Annotated in this window: 22 protein-coding genes; 15 read left to right on the top strand and 7 right to left on the bottom strand. The window is 41.2% G+C overall.

The window, feature by feature from the left end; all coding sequences use genetic code 11:
* Window positions 1-201 precede the first annotated feature (201 nt).
* From G5B00_RS10805 to atpG, 8 genes are all read left to right on the top strand, one after another.
* Complete coding sequence (locus tag G5B00_RS10805) at window positions 202-441, top strand: AtpZ/AtpI family protein (protein WP_163874848.1); 240 nt, start codon at window positions 202-204, stop codon at window positions 439-441.
* Window positions 442-453: 12 nt separating this feature from the next.
* The gene (locus tag G5B00_RS10800; RefSeq protein ID WP_163874844.1) at window positions 454-852 is read left to right on the top strand and encodes a hypothetical protein; all 399 of its coding nucleotides are present in this window, start codon (window positions 454-456) and stop codon (window positions 850-852) included.
* A gap of 17 nt (window positions 853-869) precedes the next feature.
* The gene (gene atpB / locus G5B00_RS10795) at window positions 870-2,033 is read left to right on the top strand and encodes a F0F1 ATP synthase subunit A (protein WP_163874841.1); all 1,164 of its coding nucleotides are present in this window, start codon (window positions 870-872) and stop codon (window positions 2,031-2,033) included.
* Between the two features lie 47 nt (window positions 2,034-2,080).
* Window positions 2,081-2,290, top strand: a complete 210-nt coding sequence (gene atpE, locus G5B00_RS10790; RefSeq protein ID WP_163874838.1) for an ATP synthase F0 subunit C — start codon at window positions 2,081-2,083, stop codon at window positions 2,288-2,290.
* Window positions 2,291-2,406: 116 nt separating this feature from the next.
* Window positions 2,407-2,901 (top strand): F0F1 ATP synthase subunit B, encoded by a 495-nt coding sequence (locus G5B00_RS10785; protein WP_163874835.1) that lies wholly within the window; start codon window positions 2,407-2,409, stop codon window positions 2,899-2,901.
* An 89-nt stretch (window positions 2,902-2,990) separates the two neighbouring features.
* Complete coding sequence (atpH, locus tag G5B00_RS10780) at window positions 2,991-3,536, top strand: ATP synthase F1 subunit delta (RefSeq protein WP_163874832.1); 546 nt, start codon at window positions 2,991-2,993, stop codon at window positions 3,534-3,536.
* 114 nt (window positions 3,537-3,650) lie between these two features.
* Window positions 3,651-5,225, top strand: coding sequence for a F0F1 ATP synthase subunit alpha (atpA, locus tag G5B00_RS10775; RefSeq protein WP_163874829.1), 1,575 nt, complete (start codon window positions 3,651-3,653; stop codon window positions 5,223-5,225).
* A 90-nt stretch (window positions 5,226-5,315) separates the two neighbouring features.
* Complete coding sequence (gene atpG / locus G5B00_RS10770; RefSeq protein WP_163874827.1) at window positions 5,316-6,194, top strand: ATP synthase F1 subunit gamma; 879 nt, start codon at window positions 5,316-5,318, stop codon at window positions 6,192-6,194.
* Window positions 6,195-6,450: 256 nt separating this feature from the next.
* Here atpG and G5B00_RS10765 read toward each other — a convergent pair whose 3' ends face one another.
* From G5B00_RS10765 to G5B00_RS10750, 4 genes are all read right to left on the bottom strand, one after another.
* Window positions 6,451-7,149, bottom strand: a complete 699-nt coding sequence (locus tag G5B00_RS10765; protein ID WP_163874823.1) for a hypothetical protein — start codon at window positions 7,147-7,149, stop codon at window positions 6,451-6,453.
* A gap of 255 nt (window positions 7,150-7,404) precedes the next feature.
* Entirely contained in the window at window positions 7,405-8,022 is a 618-nt protein-coding gene (locus tag G5B00_RS10760; protein ID WP_163874821.1) for a hypothetical protein, read from the bottom strand.
* 824 nt (window positions 8,023-8,846) lie between these two features.
* Window positions 8,847-9,941: a hypothetical protein gene (locus G5B00_RS10755; protein WP_163874818.1), complete on the bottom strand. Its 1,095-nt coding sequence runs from the start codon at window positions 9,939-9,941 to the stop codon at window positions 8,847-8,849.
* A gap of 18 nt (window positions 9,942-9,959) precedes the next feature.
* Entirely contained in the window at window positions 9,960-10,763 is an 804-nt protein-coding gene (locus G5B00_RS10750) for a hypothetical protein (RefSeq protein ID WP_163874816.1), read from the bottom strand.
* 667 nt (window positions 10,764-11,430) lie between these two features.
* Between G5B00_RS10750 and G5B00_RS10745 the strand changes: the two genes are divergently transcribed.
* The gene (locus G5B00_RS10745) at window positions 11,431-11,892 is read left to right on the top strand and encodes a helix-turn-helix domain-containing protein (RefSeq protein ID WP_163874813.1); all 462 of its coding nucleotides are present in this window, start codon (window positions 11,431-11,433) and stop codon (window positions 11,890-11,892) included.
* Between the two features lie 110 nt (window positions 11,893-12,002).
* Here G5B00_RS10745 and G5B00_RS10740 read toward each other — a convergent pair whose 3' ends face one another.
* Window positions 12,003-12,500, bottom strand: coding sequence for a hypothetical protein (locus G5B00_RS10740; protein WP_163874810.1), 498 nt, complete (start codon window positions 12,498-12,500; stop codon window positions 12,003-12,005).
* Between the two features lie 15 nt (window positions 12,501-12,515).
* Window positions 12,516-12,893: a hypothetical protein gene (locus tag G5B00_RS10735; protein WP_163874807.1), complete on the bottom strand. Its 378-nt coding sequence runs from the start codon at window positions 12,891-12,893 to the stop codon at window positions 12,516-12,518.
* A gap of 453 nt (window positions 12,894-13,346) precedes the next feature.
* Between G5B00_RS10735 and G5B00_RS10730 the strand changes: the two genes are divergently transcribed.
* A complete protein-coding gene (locus tag G5B00_RS10730; protein ID WP_163874804.1) occupies window positions 13,347-14,864 on the top strand; it encodes a P-loop NTPase fold protein in 1,518 nt (505 codons plus the stop codon).
* A 25-nt stretch (window positions 14,865-14,889) separates the two neighbouring features.
* Window positions 14,890-15,207: a hypothetical protein gene (locus tag G5B00_RS10725; protein ID WP_163874802.1), complete on the top strand. Its 318-nt coding sequence runs from the start codon at window positions 14,890-14,892 to the stop codon at window positions 15,205-15,207.
* Between the two features lie 4 nt (window positions 15,208-15,211).
* Here G5B00_RS10725 and G5B00_RS10720 read toward each other — a convergent pair whose 3' ends face one another.
* The gene (locus G5B00_RS10720) at window positions 15,212-15,355 is read right to left on the bottom strand and encodes a hypothetical protein (protein ID WP_163874799.1); all 144 of its coding nucleotides are present in this window, start codon (window positions 15,353-15,355) and stop codon (window positions 15,212-15,214) included.
* A gap of 444 nt (window positions 15,356-15,799) precedes the next feature.
* Here G5B00_RS10720 and G5B00_RS10715 point away from each other — a divergent pair, with 444 nt between their 5' ends.
* The 4 genes from G5B00_RS10715 to hsdR all read left to right on the top strand — a co-directional run bounded on the left by G5B00_RS10715 (window position 15,800) and on the right by hsdR (window position 21,730).
* Window positions 15,800-16,810, top strand: coding sequence for a helix-turn-helix transcriptional regulator (locus G5B00_RS10715; RefSeq protein WP_163874796.1), 1,011 nt, complete (start codon window positions 15,800-15,802; stop codon window positions 16,808-16,810).
* Window positions 16,811-16,874: 64 nt separating this feature from the next.
* Window positions 16,875-17,468: a hypothetical protein gene (locus G5B00_RS10710; protein WP_163874792.1), complete on the top strand. Its 594-nt coding sequence runs from the start codon at window positions 16,875-16,877 to the stop codon at window positions 17,466-17,468.
* Between the two features lie 148 nt (window positions 17,469-17,616).
* Window positions 17,617-18,444, top strand: coding sequence for a DUF2971 domain-containing protein (locus G5B00_RS18335; protein ID WP_163874790.1), 828 nt, complete (start codon window positions 17,617-17,619; stop codon window positions 18,442-18,444).
* A 46-nt stretch (window positions 18,445-18,490) separates the two neighbouring features.
* The gene (gene hsdR / locus G5B00_RS10700; RefSeq protein WP_163874787.1) at window positions 18,491-21,730 is read left to right on the top strand and encodes a type I restriction-modification system endonuclease; all 3,240 of its coding nucleotides are present in this window, start codon (window positions 18,491-18,493) and stop codon (window positions 21,728-21,730) included.
* Window positions 21,731-21,751 lie beyond the last annotated feature (21 nt).

The following is a 21,751-nucleotide window of genomic DNA, read 5'->3' as shown; positions in this document are numbered from 1 at the left end:
GGGTAATACCAGGCCTTTTGAGACAGCCTACGTAAGTATAGGACACAAATCTGGCGCACACGTGCTGCGTGTGCCCTACTTAGGAAAGCCGATGAAGAACAACCAAATAGAGAAAAAGCCATTTGTTGGCGCACGAATCCTTTCGTGTGCCTATAAAACGAGCACACGAAAGGATTCGTGCGCTAGCGAAGTGAAAAATAGATGAATACAGAAAATAACCATAAAACGAACGATACCCGTCGAAATTGGGCAAGATGGATAGGTGTGCCGTTCCAGATGGTGGCGACGATATTCGGGGGATATTGGCTAGGCTCATGGCTTGATGGGAAGTATGATCTTGAAAAGCCATGGTGGACAATAGGCCTGACCCTGTTGGCTGTATTGGTGTCGTTGTATCAATTGATCCGGCAGGTGCAGGGTATGGATAAGAAAGGGAAGTAAAACGATAAAACATTGGAAAGAATTAAACATATCATCTCGTTCGCTACAGTCCTGTTTTTAGGAGCGGTATTGCTGTTCGGAGGTGCCTATGGATTGCAGCAACAGGTAGATGCTGTTTTTTTGAGCGGTCAATACATTGTCCTCTGTATTTTTTTGTATGGAGTGACCGTTTTTGCCTATACGATTTCGTATCTGGGTATGGTGCAGAATCCGGAATTTGGGGTATACGGTATCTTGGGTGGAATCACACTGAAAATGCTGATTTCGCTTAGCTTTTTTATCTTCTTAATGTATCGTTTTCCGGGCGAAAATCGCATGCTTTTAGGGCTGAATTTTTTTTGTATATATTTCTTAATGTCGTTCTTTGAAGTTATGATTTTGTTACGTAACTTGCGGCGCAAAATAAAATAGGTAAAAATATTGTATTGATGGAAATTAGCCACTTTTTAACTTCAGCAAGAATCAAGACATTGACGATTTTGTGCGTTTTTTTTGCTTCATTCTCCTTTCTTGCTCCTAAATCCTATGCCGAAAATACAAACCATGACCATGCCGAGGCCGATCATGGACACGAGCAAGAGAAAAAAGGTTTTGATATCACGGGCTTTATTTTCCACCATATCGGCGATGGACATGAATTTACGATCTGGGGCGGTGACAAAGAAGGTAAGACCAATTGGGTAGGTATCTATCTTCCCGTTATTCTTTATACGGACAATGGTTTGGTGACTTTCTGTTCGAGTGAGTTTGCGCGAAATGATGACGGTACGAAGATCGTCGAGAAGAAAGGCCAAAAATTGGTGAAATACCACGGTAAGATTTATTATGCCGCTGACCAGGTGAATGACCACGGTGCATACATTGTTTATGACGACGAGCACCATGCCACCAACAAACGACCTTTGGATTTTTCGATCACGAAGAATGTGTTGAGTATTTTTATCGGTTTTATTGTACTACTATTGATCTTTACTGCTGTGGCCAGAGGCTACAGGAAAAATGCGGGCAAAGCACCCAAAGGCATACAGTCTTTCCTGGAGCCTATCATCCTTTTTGTACGTGATGAGATCGCTATCCCTAACCTGGGACACAAGTATGAGCGTTTTATGCCGTATCTATTGACCGTATTCTTCTTTATTTGGTTTATGAATATGTTGGGCTTGGTACCGTTTTTTCCGGGATCGGCCAACGTAACAGGTAATATTGCGATTACGATGGTATTGGCAATCTTTACCTTGGTTATCATTTTGGCAAACGGTAACAAAAATTACTGGGGACATATCTTGAATCCTCCGGTGCCTTGGTGGTTGAAACCTTTGATGATTCCTGTAGAAATCATCGGTATCTTCACAAAGCCATTTGCTTTGATGATCCGTTTGTTTGCAAATATTACAGCCGGTCACATTCTGGTGTTGTCCTTGCTGTGTCTACCATTTGTGTTCAATGCACATGCCGTAGCCGGTGGATCGGTAATATTCACGATATTTATTAGTTTGATCGAGTTGTTGGTTGCGTTTATCCAAGCGTTTATCTTTACCATTCTTTCTGCCTTGTTTATCGGTATGGCGATAGAGGAGCACCACGATCACTAATTGTTTTTGGAGAGAAAAATATTTTTTAACTATATATAATTAAAACTATGACTGGTACATTAGCCGCAATTGGAGCAGGTTTAGCTGCTATCGGAGCTGGATTGGGAATTGGTAAGATCGGTGGTTCTGCAATGGAATCTATCGCTCGTCAACCAGAAGCCGCTTCAAAAATCCAAACTGCTATGTTGATCGCTGCCGCCTTTATCGAGGCTGTTGCGTTATTCGCAGTGGTTGTGTCAATGATCTCTAACGGATAATTGACGACAAAGCTTTAAAAGGAACTGGATGGGGTTGCCATCCAGACTCCTTTTTGCAACAGTAGAAGTTAAAAAAGAAAAAGTATTTTTGTACACAATATCTTAAGATACATTATATGGATTTATTGATTCCTGAAATTGGTTTGATTTTTTGGCACACGGTCAGCTTTTTGATCCTTTTGTTCCTCTTGACAAAATTTGCATGGAAACCTGTACTGAAAGCCATCAAAGAAAGGGAAAACAACATTCAGAATGCCTTGGATTCTGCCGAAAAGGCAAAGTTGGAAATGGCACGCTTGACAAATGAGAACGAGCAGTTGCTTAAACAAGCACGTGAAGAGCGTGACAACATCTTGAAAGAAGCCAAGGTTTTGAAAGACAAGATTGTTGCTGAGGCAAAAGAACACGCGCAGGTAGAAGGCGCTAAATTGATCGACCAAGCTAGACGCGAAATCGAAGATCAAAAGACAAAGGCTTTGGCTGAGGTGAAGAACCAGGTTTCTTCGTTGTCTTTGGATATCGCACGTAAGGTATTGGCCAAAGAGTTTGAAGATCAAGGCAAGCAAGAGGCGTTGGTGTCCGACTTGTTGAAAGATGTCAAATTGAATTAGTAACCAGTGGTCAGTGGACAGTGGTCAGTGGACAGTATATATACTGATGACTGACAACTGATTACTGATGACTCAATTTTAAGATTAATATGTCAGTATTCAAGGTAGCTTCCAGATATGCAAAGTCTTTGATCGACTTAGCGAAGGAGCAAGATCATTTGGAAGAGGTCAAAGGCGAGATGGAGCAGATCGTGGCGATCATCAGATCCAGTACGGAGCTACAGGCTGTTCTGAATAATCCTATAGTCAAGACAGACAAAAAGCTTAAAATATTGGCTGCTTTGTTCGAAAACAAGGTTAGACCAGAGGTTTTAGCTTTCTTCAATATCATGGTTCGAAAAGGCCGTAGCGAATTGGTATATGCTACTGCGTTGGAGTTTATCCGTGAGTACAATGAAGTAAAAGGCATTGTCCATGCAGAGGTAACCTCGGCTGCCCCACTCTCTGCTACCAATTTGGAGGCTCTTCGTGCCAGTATTGCAGAACAGATACAGGCTGATGTCATCTTGGCCAATAAGGTTGATGAGTCGTTGATCGGTGGTTTCGTGGTGACCGTTGGGGACAGGCAGATCGACGCGAGTCTGGCCGGTAAGTTGAATAAATTGGAAAGACATTTTATCAGCCAAGGCGTGTAAATAATTATAAATTGATTAATTACGAATTACGAATTACGAATTACGAATTAACAATTTTAGACAAATTCACAGTAAAAAAGAAAATAGAATCTAAAACCCCTTATATAAAGTAAAATGATAGAGGTAAGACCAGATGAAGTTTCGGCAATTCTAAGAGAGCAATTGTCGGGCTTTAAGTCAGAGGCCGAATTGCAGGAAGTAGGTACCGTATTGCAGATAGGTGACGGTATCGCTCGTGTTTATGGCTTAACAAAAGTTCAATCAGGAGAATTGGTTGAGTTTGCAAATGGACTACAAGGTATCGTATTGAACTTGGAAGAAGACAATGTCGGTGTCGTTCTTTTGGGACCTTCGGACGAAATCAAAGAAGGTGATACCATTAAACGTACCAACCGTATTGCTTCCCTTAAGGTAGGTGAAGGTATGTTGGGCCGTGTCGTGAATACGTTGGGACAGCCTATCGACGGTAAAGGCCCAATCGTAGGGGAAACTTACGAAATGCCTATCGAACGCAAAGCTCCGGGGGTAATCTTTCGTCAACCCGTCACTGAGCCTCTGCAAACAGGTATCAAGGCTATCGATGCGATGATCCCGATCGGCCGTGGTCAGCGTGAGTTGGTCATCGGCGACCGTCAGACGGGTAAGACTGCGGTTTGTATCGATACGATCATCAACCAAAAGGAATTTTATGATGCAGGTCAACCGGTATTCTGTATATATGTCGCGGTAGGTCAAAAAAATTCTACCGTAGCAAATATCGTGCGTACATTGGAAGAGAGTGGAGCCATGGCTTACACAGTTGTCGTAGCGGCTTCTGCAGCAGACCCTGCTCCGCTTCAGTTCTATGCGCCTATGGCCGGTGCGGCTATTGGTGAGTTTTTCCGTGATACAGGCCGTCCGGCCTTGATCGTGTACGATGACTTGTCCAAGCAAGCGGTAGCATACCGTGAGGTTTCCCTGTTGTTGAAACGTCCTCCGGGCCGTGAGGCTTATCCGGGTGACGTATTCTATCTGCACTCCCGTCTGTTGGAGCGTGCGGCAAAAATCAATGCTTCGGACGAAATCGCACGCAGCATGAACGATCTGCCTGAGTCCATCAAACATTTGGTCAAAGGTGGTGGTTCATTGACCGCTCTTCCGATCATCGAAACCCAAGCGGGTGACGTATCAGCGTATATCCCAACCAACGTTATCTCTATCACGGATGGTCAGATCTTCTTGGAGTCCAACCTGTTCAACGCGGGTATCCGTCCAGCGATCAACGTGGGTATCTCGGTATCCCGTGTGGGTGGTAACGCGCAGATCAAATCCATGAAGAAAGTATCCGGTACCTTGAAGCTGGATCAGGCTCAATTCCGTGAGTTGGAAGCTTTTGCAAAATTCGGTTCGGATTTGGATGCGGCTACCAAAGCGGTCTTGGACAAAGGTGTACGTAACGTAGAGATCTTGAAGCAAGGTCAGTTTGCTCCGGTTTCTGTAGAAAAGCAAGTAGCTATCATCTATGCAGGTACCAAAGGATTGTTGCGTAATGTACCTGTCAATAAAGTCAAACAATTTGAAGAAGAATATCTGACACAATTGGAGCAACGTCATCCCGAAGTATTGTCGGCTTTGAAAGCAGGTAAATTCTCGGACGAATTGACAGATGTGTTGGAGACTGTAGCTAAAGAATTAGCGGATAAATATTGATTGACGAATTACGATTGTTGATTGACGATTGTTGATTGGACAGATAAATCCAAAATCGTAAATCCAAAATCGTAAATCCAAAATACAAAGATGGCGAATTTAAAAGAAGTAAGAAATCGTATTACGTCGGTCACATCGACACAACAGATTACCAAAGCGATGAAGATGGTGTCTGCGGCGAAATTGAAACGTGCCACGAATGCTATCGTTCAGTTGCGTCCTTATGCCAACAAGTTGCGGGATATCCTTGCACAAGTGTCTGCTTCGGTAGAAGGTAATGATTCTCCTTTTACACAAGATCGCTCACCCAATAAAGTGCTTGTTGTGGTCGTTACTTCGAATAGGGGGTTAGCGGGTGCATTCAATGCCAATGCGATCAAAACAGCAAGTAACCTGATTGCGACAAAATATGCAGATCAGTTTTCTAGAGGCGATGTCAGTATTGTTGCTATCGGTAAGCGTGGTCAGGATTTCTTCTCCAGGCGCAGTTTTAACGTCATCGGTGACAATAACGAACTGTTCAATAACCTGAGCTTTGAAAACGTTTCTAAAGTGACGGAGTACATCATGACTGAATTTAAGGAAGGTCGTGTGGATCGTGTGGAGGTCGTGTACAATCAATTCCGCAATGCGGCCGTACAGATCTTGACATCTGAGCAGTTGCTTCCTTTGTTGCCCGAAGAGAAAAACGAAGATGTGGCTGAATCGGATTATATCATCGAACCTTCGAAAGAGAAAATCATCGAAGAACTTATTCCTAAGGCCATAAAAATACAGTTGTATAAGGCTGTATTGGATTCGAATGCTTCGGAGCATGGGGCCCGTATGACAGCGATGGACAAGGCTACGGAGAATGCCGGAGACTTGTTGCGTCAATTGAAATTGTCGTACAACCAAGCTCGCCAAGCGGCGATCACTACGGAGCTGACGGAGATCGTATCGGGGGCAGCGGCACTTTCGAATGGGTAATCGTTAGGTTAGCAAAATACATACAAAGCGGTAATGGAAACATTGCCGCTTTTTGTTTTTGGTAATTATATACTTTAGCAACCACCCCGTCATTTCGACGAAGAATGAGGAGAACCGAGTGAAACGAGCTTTACGAAGTAAAATCTAGGGATTAATAGGGTTAATTTCCTACCTAGCCATAGATTTCTCTTCGTCGTACCTCCTCATCGAAATGACGACAAAGTTTGGTTAAAGAAATATATAATTACCTTGTTTTTTATTGATCTTGCATGTCATTCAACGCCTTGTTGACAGTCTCGGCACGGCGGTAGCTCTCATCGGATCTTTTTTGCAGTTCGTTGTACGCTTCGAAAATAGTTTCGCCGTATTCCATGTACGTATTCTGAAAATCGAACACCTCGGACAATGCTCCCCGGAATTCTTCCTGATCCCGGTCTAAGGTGACAATATCGACCTGTGCCTGTAGGTAATTACGGTAGATCTGATGGATGTCGTCCCACAGTCCCTCGTCTATCCAGCTTTCCTTTTCGTAGATCATATCAAAATGCCCTTGAAACCAATCGTATTCCTTGCTGACATGCGTGTGGAGTGCCTGCATGCTTTGATTGTGGTCACGCACACTTTGGTAAAATCCGTTAAGATCGATACTGATTTCGACTTCACCATCGTTATGGTCGAAGGGCAGCACCGAAGGGTCTTTGATCTTGAGGAATACTTCCAGGATATCCAGATCCTGCTCTATGGGCAATAGAAGATACTCCAGTTCGCTGACATCGTAGTCGATCTCTTCCAAAGTCTTGTGATGCGTCTTGAGTTTTTGCAGCATGTCCCAGGTCAGGTCGTGCATAAGGTAATGGGCTTCCAGACCTTTTTTTTCAAATTCCAGTTGAGGCTTATTGAATTCAAATTGGAGTATGATGGACCTCAGAGGATGTTCTTTGACGATTTCTTTCATGATAGTCGGCTATTTGGTGTCAACGAAGAAGAAACAACCGTCATTTCTATCTTTGATCCGGTGTTATGCTTTTTGCTTCTTCTCGTGTCAAGATAGGAAATGACGGTGTTATTTTCAAATAGATTCATTTTTCGGCGATTAAGTACGCTCTGTTATTACTTCCGTTGCCGGAAGTTCGTTATTGTTCCGATAAATTTTACCCCTTAGGATGGGGATACCCGGATCCCACATTTGGGTGACGCCTGTTTCAGTTTCCTAGAGCACATAGCTGCTTGTAACGTCGCTGAAGTTTGGCGTAGGGTCGATGCCTATGTACGTCGCACGGAATTCATATTCCTTGAACGTTTCTAGCCCTTCGATGAGGCAAGTGCTTTTTGAGCTCAGCTGTGAGTTCCAGGCTTCTGTACTTCCTTTGATCCTGAACTGGAAATCGTACATGCGTGCGCCGGCCCAAGGTTCGGTCTTCAGCAGTATACGTCCACTGCCGATTTCGCTGGGTTCGGCGATGGGGCGTTGCGCCTTGGGGACCAGTCCACCGTACGAGTCGCTTTCCTTGCGTACGCTGAATCCTGCCGCCAGTATGATGCTGTCGTCGCCATTGGCGATGGTATCCACATACTTGGCCAGCTCCTTGAGCACATACACCAGTTCTTTCCTTTTCTGCTTGCGGATCAGGATCGCCCGGGTGTCGCGGTAGGCAGCTTCGGTTGCCGAGTTGCGGAAGGCGGTCAGTGCGGTTTCCAATGCCGTTAGTTCGGGAACCGGCGTAGGGAAGAGTGTAGCTTCCTGTGCCATCTTCGAAAGGATCTGTTCCGCAGTCTGCATCAACTGCACATCGCTTTGTCCTTTTTCGTTTAGTTTTAACTTGTTCATGTCTTTACATTTTTAAAGGGTTAAAAAATAATTATTTGTGCTAGCAACGATACAAACATACGACAGGCGGCACCACATGGATGGGGTAAAATCCTGCCAAAATTCACGGAGTACAAAAATCTTTTTGGCAGGATTTTACCCCTATTTTGGTTTTATGTGAAGAGGTTGTGCCGTAAAAAACGAGGTTTATATTGTTTGAAGGCGTTTTATCATGTATTTAGGTGTAGTTGCTTGTCCGAGGTAAACCCTAGGGAATTTTTGTTTTTCCCTTGGGGTTTTCAAGATTTCCCAAGGGATATGAGGCTTCGCCCGAAGGGAAATGTTTTATCCCCTATGGAAACGCTGTCAGGCCTTGAGGGTATTCAGCATATACCTCCGGGTATTTGGTTTTGCGCTAAGGCACGGATACAAGACCTTCGGGGAGTTTTGCAGATCCCAAGGGCAAAAGTCTATATCCGTCGGTATCGCTTGCATATACTTCGGGATATGGTAAAGAGTCTTAGGGAAATGCTGCATACCCTTTGGGGTATACAAAATATCCGCTGGCGTATTCCCCTTTTCCTCAGGGAGGATATGTATATACTCAGGTCGCAGATGATTCTCCTTTGGGATATGACCGGTCTCCCACGGAAAAATTGCACGCACCTTTGGGGTTTTGTTGAAGTCCTTCAGGATTCTCTTTATATCCTTCGAGGTTTTGGGCAGGTACATGTGCGTTTACAAGTATGATGTGATACCTGCTTACATTAGTAATATAAGTTTTTGCACATCATTTGTTTGCAAATGAGGATAATGGATTCAGCATTTTTGATGCTGAAAGAATCTCATTCTACGATGACATTTATACCAGCCATATTGGCCTTATATTTAATCTTTTCGATCAGTCCATAGTAACTCCAATTGCGTAATATTAAATCATCCTCTTTAGCTTTTTCTTCTTTAGCCTTTTGGTCCGTGAGGAGCAGATTGCCGGATCGTGTTTTTATGCAAAAGTCTATCAGCCTTCGGGAGTAAAGATGTAATTTGCTGTCTATGTACTGCAATTCTTTCTTTTCAAATTGCTCTAATGCCTTTAACTTTTTTGTTCTTCCTTTTCCACCTTTTGTGTACCTGCATGACCTTTGCAGCCGTTGTCGAGAAGCCTGTATTGCCAACCTTCTGTACATGAACTCTTCCTTTGTCCCAATTTGAAGGCTGTTTTTTCCGACATGAACTGTTATAGGGTGCTCGATCCCCAATGCAGCTTCCGCTATTTGATATACATCAAGCTCTTTCTTTTTAATCGGCAATTCAAGGGCGATCAACATGAAAATTTTCCCCTTAATAATTTGGATAGCACTTTCGCAAACTTTGATTTGGCCTGCTACGACTTTTTTAAGCAAGACACGTTTGTCCGATTTATCCTTGCCTAGATATGTTCTGAAAGGAATTTTGAACAATTTGAATTTAAAATCATAATTGGATTCATCGTTTTTAATCGTAAAGACATCTCCTGAAAATGGGATCGGCATGGTTCTCTTATAATTGCGGATAGACCTGTTGCCCAACCAATATTCCTGTCTGTCCGTGGCAAAGTCACGCAAGACCTTTTGACTTACACAAGCCATGATATTCATTGGTATCTGTTTAAGATAAAGCTTGGATAGCAATTTGTAACTGGCTCCTATCCTGGAGCAGTTTAGGATTCCGTTTTCTTCTTTTTGTCTATCTGCCAACTTGATCTTTGTGCCTTCTTCCAAGTACACCATATCCTGAAGCTTTTCCAGGATATAAAGATGTGATATGACGAGATTCGCTCCTTTATAAACGATATCTCTCCACGAAAAAAGCTTTTCATAGTACCGCTCTCTATCTGCTTTAATATCAGAATCAATAAAGATCTGTACTTTTCTTTTTAGTATGATTGTACTATCAGCCATAATACTTTTGTTAAGGTTTTAACCTGTTTTGTTACCGACGGTCAAATGGGCTTCTAAGAACAGTTTTTTCACCTCGGCAGGAGTGCGGGATAATCTTTCTGCGATCTCCTCAAAGGTAAGCCCTAGCTCATGCCTGATGCTGAGCACCTGTTGCTGTTCCTCCGATAGGCCTCCGCTCAAAACAATTTTGCCGGTTAGCTTTGGTGAATCAAGGTTTTCCACCTTTTTCAATAAGATCTGTAGTTTGTTTATAATCTGCTCTATCTGATGAGCTACTGTATATTCACTTATACCACCCAGATGCCACGCTATCCTTTCATAATTAAAGCTATATTTCAAACAGAGATTTATGAATAGTTGCTGCTTCTTGCACAATGATGGAAGAATATCGTAAACTTTCTTTAGGTTGGCTTTGTTTTGTTCGTCCACCATGTCCAGGTATTCCAAATCCTCCTCCTGATCATCATCCCAATATCCCAACATAAATCTTTGGTAATCTTCGATACCGTCTAGCTGTAAGAGACTTCTGTTAAAACGTGTTTTCGTTAAGTTGTAGTAGTGTGTTATTGCTTCCGTCGCTTGTCTTTCTATAAAGGTAAGCGCATGTTCAATGTTTTCGATATTCTCCCTGAATAGCCATAACTTAAATAGTACCTCTTGAACAATACTGTCGGCATCGCAATCATCTTTTACAGCATTGTAAACTCTGAAAAAGATTTTGCGTGAGTAATGTGTATAAAAATAGCTGAGACCTTTTTCTTCTCCTTTGTTGAGTAATTCCACATAATGCTGTGCATTTTTTTTGATAGAAATTTTTTCCATTGAAGAATCATTGGTTTAATAATCAATTGTAAAAGCTGGGGCCGTCCCTGAACATGTTGAAACCAATGGACGTCAAATCAGCTGTCATATTCATCTACTCGGGAGCTGAGAATTGTATGCTACCTTTTCTTTTATTTCTACTCGGGGTTTCGGAATTGTATGTTTTCTTCTATTCTATTAAAGTTGCTCGGGAGCAGTAAGTTGCATGTGATCTTTCGTATCTTTCTACTCGGGACTTTTGAATTGTATGTTTTCTGCTATTAAAGTTATTCTGACGAACAGAGTTGCATGTGATCTTTGGTCATCCCTATACTCGGGAGACTTGAATTGTAGGTAATCTTCCATTAAGGTTATTCGGGCTCACGAAGTCGTATGAACATTTCAAGAACAAATTATTCAGCAGATGCCTTATACTATGTACTGGCTCTTAGAAAAAGATACTTAGTGAGTGGGACAGCCCCTCACCCTACGGCTATACAAGTAGCCTCAAATTATATATCAATATTAATTTTTAAATTGGTTTCAACACATCAAAGAACATCCAGCTATTGCTGTTCGTTACAATAATCCGTAACTTTAGACCAAAGTTATTTCATTACATATTATTTTCGGGTATGGTATTCTACCGATTTACCGGTAAAAAACCAGTCCATAATTTTCATTAATTATGAATACTATTTTTAAAGAAAAAAACGAAACCATGCATATCGGTCATAATATAAAACGCATCCGTGAAATCCAGGGCATCAAACAGGAAGCTTTCGGTCAGCTTTGCCGCAACAAATACTCGCAGCAACGGATTTCGGACTTTGAAAATATGGTCGCTCTGGATGAGCCTCTTTTAGAAGAGTTGGCCGCCGCTTTGGGCGTTACACCCGAATTTGTTAAATCTTTTAAAGATGAGAATGTAATTTATAATATACAACATTCACACACATTCAACGATCACTCGACCAACTCTAGTCAACATATGCAACCCACTTTTAACAATGATGGTTCGGACAAATTGGTAGCATTGCTTGAAAAATTTATTGAAGAAGATCGTGTCAAGACACAATCCATTGCAGCCTTGAGCCAAGCTGTATTGGATCTCACCAATGAGGTTAAGAAATTGAAGGAAGGGAAATAGAGTTTCTCATTCCAGTGTTCACTAAAAAGGTGTGTTCAACAGGAATGAACACACCTTTTTAATGAACGGGAACTTTATTAAAGTTCAAAAGTGCTGTTTTATCAACAAAGTTATCTTCCCAATGCCTTACGACGTTCTATTTCGGCTTGTAAACTTTGAAACCAAGCTTGGTAGACCTGTGGCTCATAGATCATTTGTTCTTTTGTATCCTTATTGACTTGGCCCCAGTAACCGCTGCGACTTGACTCAGCACCCTCATACAAGGTAACCTTCACCTCCGTCACGGCATCGTTTACTCCTTCTACGTAAAACATAGCTTTGGATGTATTCGCGTCTTTGGAACTACCCCATAAGGCGCGCTGCATATTCGCGTTTTTATTTTCTATACGCTTGCTGGCGTTGATTAGACCTGTTTCCTTATCGGCGCGATCTACGATGTAGCTTTCCGACTGTAACAGACTGATAACCGATTTAAATACCAGATCTTGTTCTGAATCAAACTGTTTGGTAGTCATCATTTTCACCTCTGCAGGTGATTTGGTAACCATCTGTGTAGCACAGGAGCTGAATAGCGTTACGACGCACAATAGGATAATAATTTTCTTCATTTTTATATATTATAGTTAATAAGCTGTGGACACGACGGAGTAATCCGCAACGATATCGTTTTCATCAAATGTGATAATCAAGTCAAAAGATTTGCTACTGCTGCTTTGGCTAGCGCGTTGCCCGGCAAAGAAATCGGTTGATCCTGCCTTGTTCTCAACAGACATCTTATTGTAGCTCCAGACTTCACGGTTGGATTTGTTTTTGGATACAAGGTTAGGTGCCCCAAATAATTTTAGGATTTCATCCTGCGAGGTTTTCCCTTTGATTACCTGGCTCTTCACCACGCCTATGGTTAAGTTGCTTTTCTGGGAGCCAGACTCAGAACCATACTTATAGCTATTGCAAGCTGTCAGCGATAAAGCGAGAAAAATGGAAAGTACGATTTTATTCATATTTAAAAATTTTGACAAACGTATATATTGAATCTGATAAAAAATTACGGTTATCCGTAAGGATAGCTGATTGCCTATTGCTATCACAGTAACAAAGTAAGTAAGATGCTGTGCAGTGTATGTACACAGTTTAAAATTAACCTATGCACATACTCTGCACATAAAAATGATACCTTTGCTATACACCACAGTAATAAAATATGGCTACCGGTAACCAAGCGATAATCCGATAACTTAAACTTCAATATCTAGACGACATATTTAAGGATATAGATCTTAACCCGACAGATGCCAAATTTCGTGATTATAGTTTATGAAAAAAGTCTTTTTGTGACCGCAAATTTATTTTAATTTATTTTAAATCAGGTAGTTATGTTTATTTTTCTCTTGTTTTTTATTTCTTTTATATGTACCATTGCCTAAATAATTTTATTAGACAGATCTTAAAAAGTAATGGTAAAGAAAGAAAAACATCAAATTCAATTGGAAGAACTAGAAAGCGACTTTTCGCAACATCTGGATATCTCAGACAATCACAGAATACTTTTTACGGCTCCATTTGGGCAGGGAAAGTCAACTTTCCTTGATAATTTTTTTAAAAATAAGGAAAGTCAATATCTGGTAATCAAGCTGTATCCAGTTCATTATTCGATTTCTCCCAATGAGGATATCTTTGAGCTGATCAAATTTGATATCGCTACCCAGCTGATGGTCAAAGCAAAAGACAATCTGAAAAAGGAAGACTTTTCTATTTTGTTGACCAGTCAGGTCTTTATGAGAGACCATGTAAGGCCGAAGCCATTTATACAAGCCCTATTACCGGCATTTGGTTCTATCGGCAAGTCGGCTGCAGAACTTTGGAAAGTCGCAGACAGTACGATCAAGGAGTTTAAAAAATTTCATACAGAAGCACAAATAGATGAAGGCGAGCAGCTGCTTAGGTACATCAATCAATTTGAAACTGGCCCCGGCCACGTTTATGAAATGGATGCGATCTCGTTGCTGATAGCAGACTTAATAAGCCGGTCGGGTGATCAAGGTAAAAAATCGGTGTTATTAATAGACGATTTGGATCGACTGGATCCAGACCATATCTTCCGGTTGTTTAATGTCTTTTCGGGGCATTTTGATAAGGTAAGTGGAGATAATAAGTTCGGATTCAACAAAACAATCTTTGTATGTGACATTGGCAATATATATGAAATATACAAGCATAGGTATGGCAAGAATGTGGATTTTAAAGGATATGTAGACAAGTTTTATTCCCTTGTGCCTTATGATTTTGACAGCAAGACATACATTAAAAAAGAGATATTTTCTTTTTTGCAAAAACTTAGAATTGACGGAAATAAAAGTGATCCTATCATAAGGAAATTGCTATTGCGTGGGGAAAAAGGCGATATCATTTATGATTGCTTTGAGCACGTTTGTTTAATGTTTGTAGAAGCTTCATTTATCAATCTCAGGTCGTTGGTTCAGGCATCGGTACGCACGAATTCCACCCGGCTATTGGAAAGCAACAGTGAACCGAGCGATATTCGCGACTATCCTATCCTCTGGATTTTTCATGTGCTTGCAGACCTTGTGGGGTCTTGGGACCTATTAAATGATAAATTCGAGGCGTTGCCACGTCGATTTGATGCCACATATGTCCCACGGGCTACTGATTTACATACTCCCCCAATGGACGGTATCGAAAAAGCTCTTACAGAATTTTGTTTGCCATTTCTCGACGAGGAAACTGATATATTGCCGGTTGTAACGGACGGAGTTGATCATACGCTTAAGGTCGCCGAGCTAGGTTGCATTTTCCACTATGATTCTGTTGACGGGAAATTATTTGACGGAAAATACTCCTTCGAACTAAAGAAAACAGAAGATTTATCTGATAAAAAAAAGAAAATCAATATATACCAGTTATTATCAACGACCTACGAGAAGTGCAAAAACAAAGGATACTGCTCCAAATAATGTTGAAAGCTGCAAACTACCAACGATGATAAAAAGCTATAAGAAATCAGAAATTCCAGAGGGAGCAAAATTCGTTGAAATTGTAAAGATTACAAGCGACGAAGTCCTCGGATTAGTTTCAAATGAAGATTCGCCGAACACAATAATGACAACTGACTATGAAGTACCTGCCTTCATCTTGGAGGGAGATATTTTCTTGTATGCAGATTTTATTATCCAGCCATGTGCGGCAAAGATAGCTCCAGTAGATTCGCCAGTTTGGGATGATCCTTTATTTAAAAGAACCTATTGTCAAAACGATTTATTGCTTATACGGAAAATTTGTGGCGCGTTAGAATCTTGATAAGCTACTGTAGAAAGTCTTCTTTACGAACGGTGTACTGCAATTGGATATTTTTATTGTTAGCACCGCCACTGACTTCTTTGACTTGCTTTCCATTTATATTCAGCCGAATGCTAAAGTTTCCTACTGGATTGTTTGTCGTATTCATAAACAATTGTATGTTGGCACCGATTTTAACCTGATCAGTAATATTTAGTAATGTAGCGACATTTTGCCTCCCGTCATTCCGTCCGTCACGATGATTGTAAAAACCAATAGCTGATTGTGCACCTCCCGGACTAAATGTGTACGTTACGCTGCGAAGAGCTGTGTCGTCAAAAGTATCGACGTCGTTTTTTTTTGCATGAGAATAAAGATAGCATGCATAAAGTGATAATTGTTATTCGTTTCATATTTAAAAAATTTTGGCAAACATATCCATCTTATTTGAGTAAACTTTACGGGTTACCGTAAGGAATACAATAGCTGGATGATTAAACTTGTCACAAAGTAAATGATGTCCTGTGCATTGTACGTACACAGATTTCCAATTAACTGTGCACATACAATGCACATGAAAATTTTATCTTTGTATAGACCAATAAATTAGTCAATGGCCACCAACAAGCATGCAGTGATCCGATACGAAGCCTTAGACAGGTGCTTCTCCAATAAAGGGCGTAAGTTTTTTATCGACGACCTGATCCGATATGTATCTGAGGCGTTAACGGATTATACAGGCAAAGATTCTTCTATTTCCCGCAGGCAGATATTGAAAGACATGGACTTTATGCGCAGCGAAACAGGTTTCCGTGCACCGATAGAATCCTATAAGGAAGGAAAAAAGACATATTACCGTTACTCGGACAGGAACTATTCATTAGCCATGCAGCAGATCAATCCCATCGAAGCCGATCTGTTAAAAACGACACTGGATATGTTAGGTAGATTTAAAGGTTTGCCTCAGTTTGACTTTGTCCAAGAACTGGCGTTAAAACTCAAAAAGAGTTTTCAACTGGAAGATCTGGACGAATGTATTTTTTTCGACCAAAATGAATACCTCAAGAACCTTCACCTTTTAGGTGATTTGCTAAAATTCATACAGCAGAAACGTGTATTACACGTGGAGTACAAATCATTCAACCAAGATAAAGAAGAGTCTTTTTTGATTCATCCGTACTTTTTGAAACAATATAACAAACGATGGTTTCTCTTTGGGCAACGTGATGGCTTCGACTCCTGGACAAATCTGGCTCTTGATCGTATGGTCACTTTTGAAGCAGCAGAAGGCGTCGCATTTATTCCTCCGACAGAAACACACGATGCCTATTTCGAGGATATTATTGGCGTAAGCAAACCTATAGATGCACTATGCCAGTTCATCATAATAAAAATTGATAAGTCACTTTGGCCATATATTGACTCCAAGCCATTACATCCCTCTCAAACCGTAATGGAGCGAACAGACACGTACACAACGATTCAGTTGGAGGTAGTCCCCAATTATGAATTTTATGCCCAGATACTGGGGCTTGGGTCTGCAGTGGAGATCTTAGAGCCAATGGAGGCACGGGCTGTAATTCGTCAAAAACTTGAAGCGAATGTTAAAAGATATGTGGAATAATACCAGCTGTGCACATGGAGTGCACAGTGCATAAATACATTTGTATATCAAATAAATAAAAGGCATGAAAAAACTAACAGCAATTTTGCTTATGCTCATGGCTATCCGTGTGGCAGTAGCACAGGAGGATCCCATCAGCGAATTCTATGGTATGAAATTCGGATCAACGAAGGCACAGGTAATGGCCAAAATGACCAACAAAGGATATAAGCCAAAAAATAATAATCCTACGTCCCTCATGTATGAGGAGGTAAAATTCCTAAACAAAGAGGTCGATATGATTTTCAAATTTGTAGATGATGAGCTTTTTGAAGGCATTGTATTGTTTACGCCTGATCTGGAATCCCAGTTGATCCGTATGTACCGAAGCATTTCTGACGATGTGCGAATGAAGTACGGAAAAGGTCAGGATTTTGAAATTTATGACTATCCTTACGAAAAAGGCGATGGTCATGAGCTGACGGCTATTCGGATCGGCAAAGCTCAGTTTACGACCTATTGGATGGGGCAAAATACCGCAGGAACGGATGGCAAAGAACCTAATACCATCTCATTAGAGATTCGTCCGAAGGGATATATTGCCCTTACCTATCAGGACTCGGCACGTGTTGACAAAGTTATAGCACGACAGAACAGTGAAAAAATGGAAGAATTGTAACGGGTTTGTGCATGTGGGTTTCAAGAGTATCCGTGCAAAGGGACAGTGTTTCCATGAGCGTAGTCGAAGGGTCGACGGCTCAGCCGATATACTAATTTGTTTTACATTATAAACCTGCTTTACAAGAATCAATAAAAGAGTAAAAAAAGTGGAGAATAATAATATGTTATGTGAAAATTTGATTGAATTAAATAACCATTTGTGTGGGCAGCCAATAAACTACAAATATTATGGTGCTGACACAGCACTAACTGTTCTCACTAAGGACACACTACAATTTTCGCACCCGAGCGTTTTCAATGATCCGTTTGACTGCAATGTAAATTTATTTGAATTTAACGAAGAGGAGATAAAGCAATTTAATATCAACACTATTAAAAAGCACAAGGGCAATGATTTTTATGAAAGATTTCGGTTGCATCGGAATTTTAGTCGGAAACCTACCGAGGTTGCACGTGAAGAGATGAAAAAAATTTTTGAAGGTGAAAATTTAAACAGAGGAGTAACCTGCTTTTCCAAAAACAGCACAAATCTCTTGATGTGGGCACATTATGCGGATAATCATACTGGTGTATGTATAGGTTATGATCTTCTGGCCCTTAGAGAGCATGTTACTGCCAAAAATAAAGAGTCCTGTTTATTGCCGGTAGATTACCAGAAGAAAATTACACCTCTCAAGAATTTTTCAAGTATGGACGCCGTGATGGCATGGTTTCGCACTAAAAATGCAGTATGGAGATACGAAGAAGAAATACGATTAATTTCGCGTCCACTTACTTTTGACGAGAATAATAGATCTTGCTTTAAAATACCTACAGAAATTATCAAAGAAGTGCAATTTGGTTTCGCTATTTGTATTGAAAAAAAGAAAAATTTAATCACCATTCTTAAGAGTCGATACCCTCACGTTAAATTATATGATACAAAACCTGATTATAATACGTTTACACTAACTGTACAGGAATTTATCTACTAATATTACTATATTTGGTTTCAACTGAACTATCAATCCAGTATAGAACATGGCCAGATCCAATTTCCAATTTTTAGAAGAAGAATATGCCTTGCTTTATAACTTAGCACAGGCTGCCGAGTACAACCTATATCAAGATCCGGCTACATCCTTATTTAAATTGAGGCAGTATGGAGAATATATGGCCAAGCAGATATTCGAAACGTACGGAATGGAATTGCCGGAGGATACAAAATTTCAGAACCTTGTCTATGTGCTGAGAAATCAAGGTATTCTTCCAAGTAATGTGATCGACCATTTTACCATTCTTCGTAAACAAGGCAATGACGCTGTCCATGAATATACCGGCACCACAGAAGACGCTACATCATCACTTTTTTCGGCTTTTAAGCTAGGGAAATGGTTTTACGAATCCTATTCCGTAAAAAACAGAGATATTTCTGCATTCCGTTTCAGCAAACCGGAAAACCTAGATACCCGGCATGCCCTACACATCCTGGAGGAAGGAAATAAGGTCTTAAAGGAACAATATGAGCAGGCCATTGCAGCGCATAAACCAGTGAGCGCAGAAGAGCAGCAAGCTTTTACCGAAAGAGCCAAGCGATCTGCAAACAAGCTGGATATGGATGAGGCACAGACACGTGAGCTTATTGATGTTAATCTACGCAAGATGGGATGGGAAGCAGACACCAAATTGCTAAATGCTAAAATCCATAAAACCCAACCAGAAAGAGGCCGTAACATGGCCATTGCGGAATGGCCGGTCAAAGGTGGCTATGCGGACTATGCACTATTCATTGGGACGAGTCTGTATGCTGTTATCGAAGCTAAAAAGTACGGACAAGATATTTCTACCAATCTCGATCAAAGTAAACGGTATGCGTTAAATATTGTACCGCAGGATGGAGTCGATATTTTGGGTGACTGGGATGGCTACAAGGTACCCTTCCTTTATTCAACCAATGGAAGGGAATACCTGCAACAGATAGCAACCAAAAGTGGCGTATGGTATTTGGATGTTCGGCAGAAATATAACAACTCCAGATCGATCAAAGGATTTCATAGTCCGGAGGATTTACAGAAAAAGTTTGAGCAGGATATCGCCCTTGCTAACAAAAAACTGGAGGAGAATTCCTTGGATTTCCTACAGCTCAAAACAGGGCTTAGCCTACGTGATTATCAGATCCGGGCAATCCAAGCTGTTGAAAATGTGATTATCCATCATCCTGATATAAACCGAGCTTTACTGGCCATGGCTACCGGAACGGGTAAAACGCGTACCATCATTGGATTGGCTTATCGACTGATACAGACCAATCGTTTCAAACGAATTCTTTTTTTGGTCGATCGCACACTGTTGGCCAAACAGGCTTTAGATGGATTTAAGGATTATAAGGTGGATGATCTGAAAAGCTTCAGTGATATCTACCATATTGACGGACTGAAAACAATCTGGCCCGATATCGACAGCCGCATTCATTTTGCCACCGTGCAAAGTATGGTCAAAAGGCTGTATTACAATGATGTGGAAGATAAAGCCTTGAGCATAGATGCATATGACTGTATTATTGTCGACGAAGCGCACCGTGGATATTTATTGGATAAAGAAATGGATGATGAGGAGATGGAGTTCAAGAATCAGGATGATTATGTCAGCAAGTACCGTCAGGTACTGGATTACTTCGATGCTTTCGCAGTTGGGTTGACGGCCACGCCTGCATTGCATACCACGGAAATTTTCAATAAACCGGTATTCAATTATGGTTTACGGGAAGCGGTGTTGGACGGTTACCTAGTAGATCAGGATCCTCCGATTAAGATTACGACCAAACTTTCCGAGGAAGGTATTGTCTGGGAAAAGGGTGAAAAACCTACGGTATATGACAAAGAAGGTAATCAGATTGTAGAACTGGAAGAACTGGAGGATGAGCTGAAGTTCGATGTTTCGGGATTCAATAAGCGTGTCATTACCGAGAACTTTAACCGAACGGTATTACAGGAACTGGTGAACCATATAGACCCTGATGGTGACGCGAAGACGTTGATCTTTGCGGCCACCGATGAGCATGCGGATATGATCGTCAAAATTCTTAAGGAAGTGTTTAACGAAGCGGGTATACCCGTGCCGGATGATGCCGTAGCAAAGATTACGGGTAAAACGGATCAACCGGAAGATAAGGTCAAACGCTACAAGAATGAAAAGTATCCCAATATTGCGGTCACAGTAGATCTATTGACAACAGGTATTGATGTACCAAAGATCAGTAATCTCGTATTTATGCGTCGGGTACGCTCGCGCATCCTCTACGATCAGATGATCGGCCGTGCTACGCGTCTATGTCCTGAAATCAATAAGGAAAGCTTTCGGGTATTCGATGCGGTCAACCTCTACGAAAGCATCAAGGACTATACAGAGATGAAGCCTCTTGTCGTCAATCCTTCGACCGATTTCAGTAGATTATGTAGTGAATTTCAGTATATACAATCGGAAGAAAGAGCTGCGCAGCAAGTCGATCAGATCATTGCTAAATTACAGCGGAAGAAGCGCGCGGCAGGCTTAGATGGGGAGAAGATAAAGTATTTTACCGGATCCGATTCTTTAGATGGTTTTATAGCAAACATCCGGGAAAAGCCAATTAAGGAACAAATTGAATTGTTATCGGAAACGAACGAACTTTGGAAATACTTAGATGAATTTAAGCCGACTCCCGGGTATCAGTTTTACTCCAACCATATAGACGTCATACGGGATGTGACTGTCGGGTATGGAGAGGCTCAGGAACCCGAAGATTATATCGAAGGATTCAAGCAGTTTTTGGAAGAAAATCAAAATAAGATTGCTGCATTAAGACTCATTGCGACAGCACCCACGCAGCTAAAGCGAGCTGATTTAAAAGAATTGATCTTATTGCTGGACACCAAAGGATATACACTTCGAACGCTACGTGAAGCATGGAAAAATGCCAAAAGGCAGGATATAGCCGCGGATATTATAGCCTATATTCGTACATTGATGTTAGGGTCAGCTTTGGTAAGCAGAGAAGATCGGGTCAAACACGCGTTTGACAAATTGTACCAAGAGCAAAACTGGACAGTCCCTCAAAAGAATCTTCTTCAACGCATTGAGAAGCAAATGATCGCCGAGGCTATCGTCACTGTCGAAGATCTGGATAAAGAACCTTTTGACGAGATGGGTGGTTTTGAGCGGATCAATAAAAGGTTCGAGAATCAATTGCCGGATATCCTGCAAAGAATTTATACGTATCAGTGGTTAGATATTAGTGGTTAGGGGTTAGCTCGTAGTTATTTG

Source organism: Parapedobacter sp. SGR-10 (genome assembly GCF_011030405.1).
Lineage (GTDB): Bacteria > Bacteroidota > Bacteroidia > Sphingobacteriales > Sphingobacteriaceae > Sphingobacterium.
This window is presented reverse-complemented; position numbering and strand designations above follow the sequence as displayed.

Excerpts from the sequence above, each read along its gene's own strand:
- G5B00_RS10740 (WP_163874810.1), bottom strand. The coding sequence starts at position 12,500 with ATGAAGAAAATTATTATCCTATTGTGCGTCGTAACGCTATTCAGCTCC.
- atpG (WP_163874827.1), top strand. The coding sequence starts at position 5,316 with ATGGCGAATTTAAAAGAAGTAAGAAATCGTATTACGTCGGTCACATCG.
- atpE (WP_163874838.1), top strand. The coding sequence starts at position 2,081 with ATGACTGGTACATTAGCCGCAATTGGAGCAGGTTTAGCTGCTATCGGA.
- G5B00_RS10745 (WP_163874813.1), top strand. The coding sequence starts at position 11,431 with ATGAATACTATTTTTAAAGAAAAAAACGAAACCATGCATATCGGTCAT.
- G5B00_RS10735 (WP_163874807.1), bottom strand. The coding sequence starts at position 12,893 with ATGAATAAAATCGTACTTTCCATTTTTCTCGCTTTATCGCTGACAGCT.
- G5B00_RS10730 (WP_163874804.1), top strand. The coding sequence starts at position 13,347 with ATGGTAAAGAAAGAAAAACATCAAATTCAATTGGAAGAACTAGAAAGC.
- hsdR (WP_163874787.1), top strand. The coding sequence starts at position 18,491 with ATGGCCAGATCCAATTTCCAATTTTTAGAAGAAGAATATGCCTTGCTT.
- G5B00_RS10750 (WP_163874816.1), bottom strand. The coding sequence starts at position 10,763 with ATGGAAAAAATTTCTATCAAAAAAAATGCACAGCATTATGTGGAATTA.
- atpH (WP_163874832.1), top strand. The coding sequence starts at position 2,991 with ATGTCAGTATTCAAGGTAGCTTCCAGATATGCAAAGTCTTTGATCGAC.
- G5B00_RS10720 (WP_163874799.1), bottom strand. The coding sequence starts at position 15,355 with ATGAATACGACAAACAATCCAGTAGGAAACTTTAGCATTCGGCTGAAT.
- atpB (WP_163874841.1), top strand. The coding sequence starts at position 870 with ATGGAAATTAGCCACTTTTTAACTTCAGCAAGAATCAAGACATTGACG.
- G5B00_RS10715 (WP_163874796.1), top strand. The coding sequence starts at position 15,800 with ATGGCCACCAACAAGCATGCAGTGATCCGATACGAAGCCTTAGACAGG.
- G5B00_RS10785 (WP_163874835.1), top strand. The coding sequence starts at position 2,407 with ATGGATTTATTGATTCCTGAAATTGGTTTGATTTTTTGGCACACGGTC.
- G5B00_RS10725 (WP_163874802.1), top strand. The coding sequence starts at position 14,890 with ATGATAAAAAGCTATAAGAAATCAGAAATTCCAGAGGGAGCAAAATTC.
- G5B00_RS10765 (WP_163874823.1), bottom strand. The coding sequence starts at position 7,149 with ATGAAAGAAATCGTCAAAGAACATCCTCTGAGGTCCATCATACTCCAA.
- G5B00_RS10805 (WP_163874848.1), top strand. The coding sequence starts at position 202 with ATGAATACAGAAAATAACCATAAAACGAACGATACCCGTCGAAATTGG.
- G5B00_RS10710 (WP_163874792.1), top strand. The coding sequence starts at position 16,875 with ATGAAAAAACTAACAGCAATTTTGCTTATGCTCATGGCTATCCGTGTG.
- G5B00_RS10760 (WP_163874821.1), bottom strand. The coding sequence starts at position 8,022 with ATGAACAAGTTAAAACTAAACGAAAAAGGACAAAGCGATGTGCAGTTG.
- atpA (WP_163874829.1), top strand. The coding sequence starts at position 3,651 with ATGATAGAGGTAAGACCAGATGAAGTTTCGGCAATTCTAAGAGAGCAA.
- G5B00_RS10755 (WP_163874818.1), bottom strand. The coding sequence starts at position 9,941 with ATGGCTGATAGTACAATCATACTAAAAAGAAAAGTACAGATCTTTATT.